The 12141-nt window shown below is 67.6% G+C and carries 9 protein-coding genes; all 9 read left to right on the top strand.

The window, feature by feature from the left end:
* Positions 1-3: 3 nt before the first annotated feature.
* The 9 genes from IRG63_RS07090 (at position 4) to IRG63_RS07050 (ending at position 11912) form a co-directional block, all read left to right on the top strand.
* The gene (locus IRG63_RS07090) at positions 4-1755 is read left to right on the top strand and encodes a penicillin-binding protein 2 (protein ID WP_193509670.1); all 1752 of its coding nucleotides are present in this window, start codon (positions 4-6) and stop codon (positions 1753-1755) included.
* Positions 1756-1768: 13 nt separating this feature from the next.
* The gene (locus IRG63_RS07085) at positions 1769-3304 is read left to right on the top strand and encodes a UDP-N-acetylmuramoyl-L-alanyl-D-glutamate--2,6-diaminopimelate ligase (protein ID WP_193509669.1); all 1536 of its coding nucleotides are present in this window, start codon (positions 1769-1771) and stop codon (positions 3302-3304) included.
* Positions 3301-4710, top strand: a complete 1410-nt coding sequence (gene murF, locus IRG63_RS07080) for a UDP-N-acetylmuramoyl-tripeptide--D-alanyl-D-alanine ligase (RefSeq protein ID WP_193509668.1) — start codon at positions 3301-3303, stop codon at positions 4708-4710. Before IRG63_RS07085 ends, murF begins: the two co-directional genes overlap by 4 nt.
* A complete protein-coding gene (mraY, locus tag IRG63_RS07075) occupies positions 4710-5810 on the top strand; it encodes a phospho-N-acetylmuramoyl-pentapeptide-transferase (protein ID WP_168627137.1) in 1101 nt (366 codons plus the stop codon). The genes murF and mraY overlap by 1 nt, the downstream gene beginning before the upstream one ends.
* Positions 5811-5875: 65 nt before the next feature.
* Positions 5876-7309, top strand: coding sequence for a UDP-N-acetylmuramoyl-L-alanine--D-glutamate ligase (gene murD / locus IRG63_RS07070; RefSeq protein ID WP_370566211.1), 1434 nt, complete (start codon positions 5876-5878; stop codon positions 7307-7309).
* Entirely contained in the window at positions 7281-8501 is a 1221-nt protein-coding gene (gene ftsW / locus IRG63_RS07065) for a putative lipid II flippase FtsW (protein ID WP_193509666.1), read from the top strand. Before murD ends, ftsW begins: the two co-directional genes overlap by 29 nt.
* The gene (locus IRG63_RS07060; protein WP_193509665.1) at positions 8498-9580 is read left to right on the top strand and encodes a UDP-N-acetylglucosamine--N-acetylmuramyl-(pentapeptide) pyrophosphoryl-undecaprenol N-acetylglucosamine transferase; all 1083 of its coding nucleotides are present in this window, start codon (positions 8498-8500) and stop codon (positions 9578-9580) included. Before ftsW ends, IRG63_RS07060 begins: the two co-directional genes overlap by 4 nt.
* A complete protein-coding gene (murC, locus tag IRG63_RS07055; RefSeq protein ID WP_193509664.1) occupies positions 9580-10983 on the top strand; it encodes a UDP-N-acetylmuramate--L-alanine ligase in 1404 nt (467 codons plus the stop codon). Before IRG63_RS07060 ends, murC begins: the two co-directional genes overlap by 1 nt.
* Positions 10980-11912 (top strand): FtsQ-type POTRA domain-containing protein, encoded by a 933-nt coding sequence (locus IRG63_RS07050; protein ID WP_193509662.1) that lies wholly within the window; start codon positions 10980-10982, stop codon positions 11910-11912. Before murC ends, IRG63_RS07050 begins: the two co-directional genes overlap by 4 nt.
* Positions 11913-12141 lie beyond the last annotated feature (229 nt).

The raw sequence follows: 12141 nt of genomic DNA, 5'->3' as shown, positions 1-12141 counted from the left end.
CGGATGGTGGAACTGCGGCGAACCCGCCGACGTCTTTCCATTGCCGTCCTGCTGACCTTCGCGATCGTCGCCCTGTTCGTGGTCCGGCTGGTGGACTTCCAGGTCGTGCGCGCCGCTGAACTGAATGAGGCATCCCACGGCAAACGGGCAGTGAGTCAGACCATCTACGCTCCGCGCGGCGACATCGTCGACACCAACGGCGTCGTCCTGGCCGACAGCGTCACACGCTACGACATCACCGCATCACCGCGGCACGCCAACGCGTTCAACCGTCGAGCGGATGTCGGCACGACCCAGAAGGTGTCCGTCTTCGACGCGTTGACCGAGATCTCCGAGATCTCCGGCGCCGACATCAACAAGTTGATGACCGCGATCAGCAGTGACCCCGAATCCAACTTCACCTACCTGGTCAAAGGTGTCGACACCGCAAAGTATCGCGCCATTCGGGACCTGGGCATCCCGTGGGTGTACGTCGAGACGGTGCCCAAGCGCACCTACCCGAACGGCTCGGTCGCCGGCAACATCGTCGGCTTCGTCGGCACCGACGGGCCTCAGAACGGCATCGAGGTCACCGAGAACGACTGCCTGGAGCCCACCAAGGGAGTCTCGACCTACGAACAAGGCGCGGACGGCGTCCGGCTGCCAGGCAGCACGGTGGTCAGCACCGAAGCGGTGCCGGGCGGCACGATCACCCTCACCATCGACAGCGACCTGCAGTGGTCCGTGCAGCAGACCATCGCGGAACAGGCGATCGCCATCGGCGCGGAATCGGCGATGGCCGTCGTGGTCCGGGTTTCCGACGGTCACCTGATGGCGGCGGCCGACTGGCCATCCGTCGACCCCAACGACCGCGACGGCCTCGACCCCGCCTTCCTCGGGGCCCGCATGTTCACCTACAACTTCGAACCCGGCTCCATCCTCAAGGCGATGACGGCCGCGATGGCGGTCGACCAGGGCACCGCGAGCGCCAACACGAAGGTCACCGTGCCGAGCCGGTGGGAGACCCCGGAAGGCAGCGTCATCCGTGACGCAACCAACCACGGCGAGTACCGCCTCACCCTCCCAGGAGTGCTCGCCGAGTCATCCAACGTCGGAATCTCGAAGGTCGCATCCGAACTCGCCAACGCCGTCCGCTACGACTACCTCCGGAAGTTCGGCTTCGGCGAGGAGACCGCCGTCGGCTTCCAAGGCGAGGAAAAGGGCTTGCTCGCGAGCTCCTGGGACAGCCAGCAGAAGTACGACATCGCTTACGGCCAGGGCGTCTCGGTGACGCTCGCGCAGATGGCCAGCGCCTACCAGGCGCTCGCCAACGGCGGTGTGCGGATGCCTCTCACCGTGGTTGAGAGCTGCACCCTCCCCGATGGCACTGTTCTGAGGCCCGAGGCGAGCCAAGGGGTTCGCGTGGTGTCCGAGAGCGCAGCACAGCAGACCGTCGACATGCTGCAGAGCGTCGTCACCAATGGTCAGCTGAGCAGCGTCCTCAGCATCCCCGGCTATAACGTCGCGGCGAAGACCGGCACCGGTGAGGTCGCCGAGGGCGGTGTCTACACGAACGAGCGCATCGTGTCGGTAGCCGGTATCGCCCCGGCGGACAACCCTGAGTACGTCGTCATCGTGACCATAGTCAAGCCGGATATCATGAAGACTTCGTACGCAGCGGCTCCCGTGTTCCAGGAGATCATGGCCAGAGTTCTGAAGACGTACCGGGTTCCCCTGTCGATCAAGCCGGCACCGAACCTGCCAACAACTTGGTGAGAGAGAGGACGTCGTGACGACACGGATTCCACCGGTCCTACGCCCGGAGCATCCACTTCCACGGCCCCTTTCGACACTGGTCAGCGAGTTCGGCCTCGACTATCGCGGCTCGCTTGACGGCGTCGAATTGCACGGTGTCACCGTTCGCACGAACGAGGTGGAACCGGGCGACCTGTTCGTGGGCTTGAAGGGCGCCAACGCGCACGGCGCATCCTTCGCCGGCGAGGCCAAGGAGCGCGGCGCAGTCGCGGTGCTCACCGATGAAGAGGGCGCCGCTCTCGCCGCCGACACCGGCTTGCCGATCGTGATCGTCGACTCACCGCGTGGTGCGCTGGGGGACATCTCGGCATGGGTCTACCAGACCAACCAGAATCCGCCGCTGCTATTCGGCGTCACCGGCACGAACGGCAAGACGTCGACGTCGCACCTGCTCGAGGGCATCCTGAAGCAGGTGGGACTGGTCACCGGTCTCAGTTCCACGTCGGAGCGGCACATCGGCGACCTCGTGGTCGTGAGCCGGCTGACGACGCCGGAAGCCAGCGAACTGCATGCGCTGCTCGCCCGGATGCGGGAGAGCGAGGTGCGCGCAGTCGCGCTGGAGGTGAGCGCTCAGGCGCTCAGCCGCAACCGCGTCGACGGCATCGTCTTCGATGTCGTCAGCTTCACCAACCTCAGCCACGACCACCTCGATGACTACGCCGACTTCGAGGAGTACTTCCAGGCCAAGCTGGCGTTCTTCGACCCCGACCGGGCTCGCCGCGGTGTTGTCTCGCTCGACACCCCGTGGGGTCAGCGAGTGGTCGAGGGCTCCCACATCCCGGTCACCACGATCTCGGCAACGCCCGGGGTCGACGCCGAGTGGACCGTCGAGATCCTCGACGAGCAGCCCAGCCACACCGCGATCCGACTGACCGGACCGGACTCGCGTTCGCTCGAGACGACAGTGCCGATCATCGGCTGGCACATGGCAGCCAATGCCGGCCTGGCGATCGTCATGATGGTCGAAGCCGGATTCGACCTGGAGGCGATCGGCCACGCGATCCGCGACGGCATCGAGGCGTACCTGCCCGGCCGCACCGAGCGGGTCTCCGGTGACAGCGGGCCGCAGGTGTACGTCGACTTCGGCCATAGCCCGGATGCTTTCTACAACACCCTCAAGGCGGTCCGCACCTTCACCCCGGGGCGCGTGATCATGGTTTTCGGCGCCGACGGCGACCGCGACCCGTCCAAGCGCCACGAGATGGGGCGAGTCGCAAGCGAATACTCGGACATCCTGGTCATCACCGACCACCACCCGCGCTTCGAGGATCCGGCTTCGATCCGCAAGACGCTCATCGAGGGCGCCGGCCTCGCCGAGCATCCCGCCGAGCTGCACGAGGTCAGCCCGCCCGAGCCGGCCATCCGGCACGCCGTTTCGTTGGCCCGTGAGGGCGACTCGATCCTCTGGGCCGGCCCCGGACACCAGGACTACCGCGACATCAGGGGAGTGCGCACGCCGTACTCCGCGCGCGCGGAGGCGCGCGCAGCACTCCGAGAGGCGGGCTGGTGATCGCTCTCACCGTCGCGGAGCTGGCGGGCGCGACGGATGCAGAGCTGCGTCTGGCTCCCTCCGCAGCCCTGACCCCCGACAGCGTGATCGACGGTCGCGTCGTCGTCGACTCGCGCCTCGCAACCCCCGGATCCATCTTCATTGCGCTGCGCGGAGAGACCACCGACGGGCACCTGTTCGCCGAGACGGCTGTCGCATCCGGTTCCGCGATCCTGATAGTCGAGCGGCCGCTCGACCTGGATGTTCCGCAGCTGGTGGTCGAGGACGGCTACCGGGCACTCGCGTCGCTCGCCCGCTTCGCCGTCGCGCGCGTCCGTGAAGCCGGGGCGCTGCAGGTGGTGGGCATCACCGGCTCGAACGGCAAGACCACGACGAAGAACATGGTGCGCGCGATCCTCGAAACCGTGGGTCGCACCGTCGCACCGCCCGGCTCGTTCAACAATCACGTCGGCGCTCCACTGTCGATGCTCGACATCACCGAGACCACCAGGTTCCTGGTCGTCGAGTTCGGAACGAGCGGACCGGGGGAGATCGCGAACCTGGTCTCCATCGCCATGCCGGATGTCGCGGCAGTGCTCAAGGTCGGCCTCGCCCACGTCGGTGGCTTCGGCGACATCGAGGCGACCGCGCGCGCGAAGGCGGAACTGGTCACCGGTCTCGGCCCGGATGCCGTCGCCGTGCTCAACGCCGACGACTCACGAGTCGCCGCGATGGCCGACCAGACCTCGGCCGAGATTCTGTTCTTCGGCACGACCGACCGTGCCGCGGTGCGGGCCACAGACATGCAGACCACCATCGACGGCACCTCCTTCACCCTTCAGTTCGGCGAACTCAGCCGCCGGGTGCAGTTGCGCATCATCGGCGAGCACCACGTCACCAACGCGCTCGCGTCCATCGCGATCGCCGACCAGCTCGGCGTGCCGGTCGAGGAGGCGATCACCGCCCTTGAACAGCTTGAGCGTGCAGAGCGGTGGCGGATGGAGGTGTTTACCTCGCCCGACGGTTACACCGTGATCAACGATGCCTACAACGCGAGCCCCGACTCCACCGCGGCGGCGCTGAAAACCCTCGCAGAACTCACGCGCGGCAAACACCGTGCGATAGCGGTGATCGGCGAGATGGCCGAACTGGGTGATCACGCGGATGAGGAACATGACCGGATCGGCAGGCTCGTGGTGCGACTGAACATCGACCAGCTGGTCGTCGTCGGCAACGCTGCGCGCCACATCCACAACGCGGCCGGCTTGGAAGGCTCGTGGGACGGGGAGTCGGTCCTCGTGGCGACGCAGGACGAGGCATACGATTTGTTGCGTGGACAGTTGCTGCAGGGCGACGTGGTCCTCGTGAAGTCGTCGAACTCCGCGGGACTGCGCCAGCTGGGTGACCGACTGGCCGGAGTCGCCTGATGCTCGCCCTCCTCATCGCCGCGGGCGTCTCGATGACGTTCACACTGTCGCTCACGCCACTGTTCGCCCGCGCCTTCCGCAGGTTGAACCTCGGCCAGTTCATCCGGGCGGACACGCCGACAACGCACGTGATGAAGCGCGGTACGCCCTCGATGGGTGGCGTGGTCTTCGTCACTGCCGCAATCGTCGGCTATTTCGCCGGCCACCTCATCGGTGGCGGTGCGCCGAGCGTCAGCGCGATGCTGGTGATCTTCATGATGGGAGGCCTCGGACTCGTCGGGTTCATCGACGACCTCCTCAAGGTCACCCGCCAGAACAGCCTCGGGCTGAAGGGACCGTACAAGATCATCGGCACGGTGATCGTGGCGGTGATCTTCGCGATCGTCTCCGTCACCTATCGCGACAACAACGGCGTCACGCCCGCCTCGACCGCCATCTCGTTCCTGCGCGACACGCAGTTCGACTTCGTCGCCGTATTCGGTACCGGCGCAGGCATCGTGATGCTGATCATCTGGATCGCCCTCATCACGACCTCCACCTCCAACGCGGTGAACCTCACCGACGGCCTGGACGGACTCGCCGCCGGCGCATCCATCTTCGCGATCGGCTCGTACATCATCATCGGGTTCTGGCAGTTCAACCAGTCCTGCTTCGGCGGCAGCGACCCCGAGAACCTGTTCAAGTGCTACGAGGTCTCCGCCCCGCTCGACCTCGGCACCATCGCCGCGGCGATCATCGGCTCGCTCATCGGCTTCCTCTGGTGGAACACCTCGCCCGCGCAGATCATGATGGGCGACACCGGCTCGTTCGCCCTCGGCGGTGCCCTGGCGGCCCTCGCCATCCTGTCGCGCACCGAACTGCTGCTCGTGCTCATCGGCGGAATCTTCGCGATCATCACCGGACAGGTGATCATCCAGCGCATCTACTTCAAGGTGACCAAGGGCAAGCGCATCTGGCGCGCCAGCCCGCTGCACCACCACTTCGAGATGAAGGGCTGGCCGGAGGTCACCATCGTGGTGCGGTTCTGGATCATCTCCGGCCTGTGCGTCTCCGCCGGCGTCGGGCTGTTCTACCTCGAGTGGCTGTCCAGAAGCGCATGAGATCACCAGCCGAGGTCGCCGAACTGGCCAGCTGGCACGCCGACTGGTCAGGGCTCAAGGCCGCTGTGCTCGGAAGCGGAGTCACCGGCTTCGCGGTCGCCGACACGCTCGTCGAATTGGGCGCCGACGTGTTCGTGATCTCCGAGCGAACAGACGACACGACGGCCACCATCCTGGATGTGCTCGGTGTGCGGCAGCTGGTCACGTCGCTCGGCTCGGTTCCACCCGAGCTCAGCGAATTCGGCCCAGAGCTGGTCGTCGTCTCGCCGGGCTTCTCGCCGTCGCATCCGGTCGTCGCCTGGGCGGCGGATGCCGGGCTGCCGGTGTGGGGCGAGGTCGAGCTCGCCTGGCGGTTGCGCGACAAGATCGGCCCTCCGGCACAGTGGATCGCCATCACCGGCACCAACGGCAAGACCACGACGGTGCAGCTGACAACGTCGATGCTGCTCGCAGACGGTTACCGCGCGGCAGCCTGCGGCAATGTGGGCGTGCCGGTGCTGGACGCCATCCGCGACCCGAACGGCTTCGACGTGCTCGTCGTCGAGCTCTCCAGCTTCCAGCTGCACTACTCGCACAGTCTCTCGCCGTACGCGAGCGTGTGCCTGAATGTTGCCGACGACCACCTCGACTGGCACGGGTCGGCGCAGGCCTACCGCAACGCCAAGGCGCGCGTGTACGACAACACCCAGGTGGCGTGCGTGTACAACGCGGACGATCCGGTCACCGTGGGCTTCGTCGAGGAAGCGGATGTGATCGAGGGCGCTCGTGCGATCGGGTTCAGCCTGGGCACACCCGGCCCCAGCGACTTCGGAATCGTCGACGGCATCCTGTGCGATCGGGCCTTCCTCGATGACCGGCGCAACGCGGCGCTCGAGATCACCACCCTCGACGAGTTGGCGTCGATCGGACTCGCGGGCGGCCACATGGTCGCAAATGTGCTCGCCGCGAGCGCGCTCGCACGCTCCTTCGGGGCGTCGATCGAGGGCATCCGGCTCGCGCTGAGCGGCTTCCAGGCCGACCATCACCGCACCGAGCGGGTCGCGTACCAGTCCGGGGTGCTGTGGGTGGACGACTCGAAGGCGACCAACCCGCACGCGGCGCGTGCATCGCTGCGCTCCTTCAACCCAGTCGTGTGGATCGTCGGCGGGCTGTTCAAGGGCGCTGACCCGGATGAACTCGTCTCCGAGGTCGCTGGGCGGTTGCGTGCGGCGATCATCATCGGCGCCGACCGTGCAATCATCTCGGCCGCATTCAGGCGACACGCGCCCGAACTGCCGGTCTTCGAAGTCGGTGAGGCTGACACTGAAGACGTGATGCCGACAGCGGTGGGCCTTGCGGTCCAGCTCGCGGTCGAGGGGGACACCGTGCTCCTCGCCCCGGCGGCGGCGTCGATGGATCAGTTCACTGACTACGCGGACCGCGGTCGCCGTTTCCAGGCGGCAGTGCACGAGATTCTGGGAGAAGAGGGCGATGACGACGAACCTCCCTCGAGCGAGTAAGGGCGAGCAACCGGCCCACGACTCCAGCTCGCCCCCCGCGGTCGTCGTTGCCGTGCGCAAGATCTTCGCGGCCGAAACCGGGAACTACTTCCTGCTGCTGGGCACGACGCTGTTCCTGGTGGTCTTCGGCCTGGTGATGGTGTTGTCCTCATCGGCGGTCGAGTCGTTCAAGGAGGCGGGCGACTTCTTCGCCTCGTTCGTGCGGCAGGGCATCTTCGCGCTCATCGGGGTCCCGCTCATGCTGATGGCCTCCAGGATGCGCGCAGCGTTCTGGCGGCGCTGGTCGGGCACGGCAATGATCATCGCGATGGTGCTGCAGCTTCTCGTGGTTGCCACACCGCTCGGCGTCGCAGAGGGCGGCAACAAGAACTGGATCATCCTCGGCTCTCTGAGCTTCCAGCCCTCAGAGGTACTCAAGGTCGGCCTTGTGATCTGGCTGGGCATGATCCTCGCCAAGAAGATCAACGTGCTCGACGACTGGCGCGAGTTGATGATGCCGCTCGGTGTCATCTCGGCGGTCGCGATCGGCCTGGTCGTGCTCGGCGGCGACGTCGGCACCGCGATCGTGCTCGTCTCGATCGTGTTCGGTGCCGTGTTCTTCGCCGGGGTGAGGCTCCGGATGTTCCTGCTGCCGGTGCTTGCCATCATCCTCGCCGCCGTCGTGCTGACCAGCGGTGGCAGCCGCGGCGACCGGATCAGCGTGTGGCAGTCCGGCTGCACCAACCCGCAGGACTACGCCGAGCGGTGCTGGCAGACGCTGCACGGATGGTGGGCACTCGCATCCGGTGGCGTGTTCGGTGTCGGGCTCGGCAATTCGAAGGCGAAATGGTCCTGGCTTCCCGCCGCCGACAACGACTTCATCTTCGCGGTGATCGGTGAGGAGCTCGGCCTGCTCGGGGCGATCGTCGTGCTGGCCCTGTTCGTGGTGCTTGCAATCGCATTCGTGCGGATCATCCGCTCCAACCAGGACCCGTTCGCGCGCATCACCGTGAGCGCGATCATGGTGTGGATCCTCGGCCAGTCGTTCATCAACATCGCGGTCGTGCTCGGGCTGTTGCCGGTGCTGGGCGTTCCGCTGCCGCTGATCTCGGCAGGCGGCACATCGCTCGTGACCACCCTGTTCGCGATCGGCATCGCGCTGTCGTTCGCCCGAGCGCCGGTTCGCGCACGAGCGGGGGTGCCTGCATCGTGACTCGCTATCTGCTGGTCGGCGGAGGCACCGCCGGACACGTGAACCCGCTGCTCGCGGTCGCCGACCGCATACGCCAGACGGAGCCGGATGCCGTCATCGTCGTGCTTGGCACGCGGGAGGGTCTGGAGTCGCGGCTCGTGCCCGCGCGCGGCTACGAGCTGGTCACCATCGACCGGCTGCCGTTCCCGCGCAGGCCGAACCGGGCGGCGCTGCGGTTCCCGAAGCGTTTCAGGACGCTCGTCGACCGGGTCGCCGAGCTCATCCGCGAGCACCGGATCGATGTCGTCGTCGGCTTCGGCGGCTACGTCTCCGCGCCTGCCTACCTCGCCGCCAGGCGGACTGCGGTTCCCATCGTCATCCATGAGGCGAACGCGGTACCGGGCATGGCCAACCGGCTCGGGGCACGGTTCACCCGTTTCGTCGGGGTCGCGTTCGCCGGGACCCGGCTGCGCGGCGCGCGTTACGTCGGGATGCCGCTTCGGCAGGAGCTCGAGAGGCTCGACCGGCGGGGGATCCGGCCAGAGGCGCTCGCCTTCTTCGGCCTGGATGAGCGGCGACCGGTGCTGCTCGTGACCGGCGGGTCGCTCGGTGCATTGCGCATCAACGAGACCGTCAACCGCGCAGCCGCGTCGATCATCGGTGCCGGCTGGCAGTTGCTGCACATCGTGGGGGAGCGGTCCGAGCTGCGGCACTCCGAGCTGGCCGACTACCGGATCCTGCCGTACTGCGACCGCATGGACCTCGCCTACGCGGCCGCCGACCTCGTGCTCGCCCGCTCCGGCTCCGGCACGGTCAGCGAGGTCAGCGCGCTCGGGCTGCCCGCGGTGTACGTGCCGCTCCCGATCGGCAACGGCGAGCAGCGCAAGAACGCGCGCGGCGTCGAGGAGGCGGGCGGCGCGATCATCGTCGACAACGCTCAGTTCACCCCGGAGTGGGTGGGTGACGTGCTCGTCCCGCTCCTGCAGCATCCGGCGGCGACAGCGCACATGGCCGCGCGCGCCGAGACGACCGGCGTGCGCGACGGCACCGACCGCACGATCGCGCTCATCCACGACGCACTAGCCCAGGGACACACCTGATGATCAAGTCCGACTTCTCGCAAGCCTTCCCCGATGAGCACGGCACGGTGCATTTCGTCGGCATCGGCGGAGCAGGCATGAGCGGCATCGCCGCGCTGTTCGTCGCCGCCGGCATCCCGGTGACCGGGTCGGATATGCGCGACACCGACACCGTCGCGGCGTTGCGTCAGAAGGGAGTGCGGATAGCGATCGGCCACGACGCCGCGAATGTGGCCGGCGCCGACACTCTCGTGGTCAGCGGGGCGATCGCCGAGGACAACCCGGAATACCTTGCAGCCCGCGAGCGCGGCCTGCCCACCGTCCACCGGGCGCGCGCGCTGGCCTGGCTGACCGACCGCCACCGCGTCGTCGCGGTCGCCGGGGCGCACGGCAAGACCACATCCACCGCGATGATCGTCACCGCGCTGAAGGCCATCGGGGCCGACCCGAGCTTCGTCAACGGCGGAGTGATCCGCACCCTCGGTGTGAGCGCCGCGCCGGGCGCGGATGACCTGTTCGTCGTCGAGGCGGATGAGTCCGATGGCTCGTTCCTGCTCTACAACACCGCGTGGTCGCTGATCACCAACGTCGACCCCGACCACCTCGACCACTTCGGCTCGGAGCAGGCGTTCGCGCAGGCATTCGTCGACTTCGCCAGCAAGGCGCGCGAGGGCGTGGTGATCTCCGCCGACGATGCCGGCGCGGTCGCGATCACACCGCGTATCGACGGGCCGGAAGTCGTCACCTTCGGAACGGCCCAGGATGCGATGGTGCGCGTGCACTCGCTCGATCTCGGTCCCACGGTGTCGTTCACGATTCGCTGGCGGGGAGCCGACCATCCGGTGCGGCTTCGAGTGCCCGGCCTGCACAACGCGATCAACGCCGCGGGAGCCTTCGGGGTGCTGGTCGGCCTCGGGTTCGCACCGGAGCGCATCGTGGAAGGCCTGCAGGAGTTCGGTGGCGCTGAGCGTCGGTTCGAACTGCGCGGCGAGGTCCGCGGCATCCGGGTCTACGACGACTTCGCGCACCACCCGACCGAGCTGAGGGCCGCGCTGAGCGGCGCCCGTGCGGTGGCCGGCGCGGGGCGGGTCATCCCGATCTTCCAGCCGCACCTGTACTCGCGCACCCGGATGCTCGCCGCCGAATTCGCCGAGGTGCTCGAGACGCTCGCGGATGAGACCATCGTGGTACCCATCTACGGCGCCCGTCAGGACCCCGAGCCCGGAGTGACCGGCGCGTTGATCACCGAACGCTTCACAGACGGCGCACGCGCCCACTACATCGACGACTGGGACGAAGCGGCAAACTTCGCTGCGTCGATCGCCAGGCCAGGGGACATCCTGATGCCGATGGGCGGTGGTGACATCTACCGCATCGTGCCCACGCTCATCGAGGCGCTTGAGCGCGCACCGGATGCGACATGAAGCGGCCTGAGGGGTTTGACGGTCGCGTCGAGCAGGAGACCGCCGCACCCGAACGCAAGCGCAAGGCGCCCCGCGTGACGGTGACGCGCGCGGAGCCGAAGGCGCGCGCAGCGGCGAAGGCGACCACGCCGAAGGTCGCAGCGCCGAAGAATATCGACCGCCGCGCGCGCGCCGAAGTGCGCAAGGCCGCGCGCGAACGTCGCCGGTATGAGAAGGGCGAGGTCCGCCGGTTCACTCGCCGCGCCCGCCACCGCAGGGCGGCGTGGCTCTCGGTGGGAGCCGTCGTACTGCTGCTCGGCGGCCTGTTGGCGGTCGCCGTGTACTCGCCGCTGCTCGCACTGCGCGACATCCGGATCGTCGGCACCGCACGTGTCGACGCCGCCCAGCTGCGGGACGCGATAGACGGCCAGCTGGGCACCCCGCTCGCGCTGCTCGACCACCAGGCGCTGCGGGACGAACTGGGCGCGTTTCCGCTCATCCGTTCCTACGTGACCGAGCTCGTGCCGCCGGGGACCTTGATCGTGAGCATCGTGGAGCGGCAGCCGGTCGGCGCCCTCGCGGCAGGCGGCGCTTTCGAGGTGGTTGATCCGGCCGGGATCGTGGTCGAATCTGCCGCCGAGCGACCCGCCGGGGTGCCGCTCATCGACGTCGGCGCGCAGGGGTCGAAGGCGGACGGCTTCGCCGCGGTGGTCGAAGTGCTGCTGGCGCTGCCCGAGGCGGTGCGCGTGCAGGTGGACAGCGCAACGGCGACCACGAAGGACGACGTGACACTGACCCTCGCCGGGACGGCAAACCGTGTCGTGTGGGGGAGCGCTGACCGGTCCGACCTGAAGGCGCGCGTGCTCGCGCAGTTGATGGCCGCGCAACCCGGCGGCACCCTCGAGTACGACGTCTCCGCTCCGCTCAGCCCAGTCGTCCGCCCCGCCTGACCCCGCCCCATGACGACGCCGCCCATCCTTCGGCAGAGCTTTGTGCCAAAAGCAAGCGAACGTTCCCTTGCTTTTGGCACAAACCTCTGCGAACGCTTGGATTTGACGGGGAGTTTCCGACACGCGGGCACGCTTGCTCGCCCCCGAGCGGGGTCGGAATTAGCGTCTGAGTAGGAAAAGCAAGTGAAGCTTAACTTTAGACCTCAAGTAGAGGTTGAACGTACCACCG

The sequence above is a fragment of the Cryobacterium sp. BB736 genome, assembly GCF_014980265.1.
Taxonomy (GTDB): domain Bacteria; phylum Actinomycetota; class Actinomycetes; order Actinomycetales; family Microbacteriaceae; genus Terrimesophilobacter.
The sequence above is the reverse complement of the archived record's forward strand: the minus strand, read 5'-3'. Positions and strand labels throughout refer to the sequence as shown.

Bases quoted from the DNA above. Each gene is read 5' to 3' on its own strand.
- IRG63_RS07090 (WP_193509670.1), top strand. From the start codon at position 4: ATGGTGGAACTGCGGCGAACCCGCCGACGTCTTTCCATTGCCGTCCTG.
- IRG63_RS07050 (WP_193509662.1), top strand. From the start codon at position 10,980: ATGAAGCGGCCTGAGGGGTTTGACGGTCGCGTCGAGCAGGAGACCGCC.
- murC (WP_193509664.1), top strand. From the start codon at position 9,580: ATGATCAAGTCCGACTTCTCGCAAGCCTTCCCCGATGAGCACGGCACG.
- mraY (WP_168627137.1), top strand. From the start codon at position 4,710: ATGCTCGCCCTCCTCATCGCCGCGGGCGTCTCGATGACGTTCACACTG.
- ftsW (WP_193509666.1), top strand. From the start codon at position 7,281: ATGACGACGAACCTCCCTCGAGCGAGTAAGGGCGAGCAACCGGCCCAC.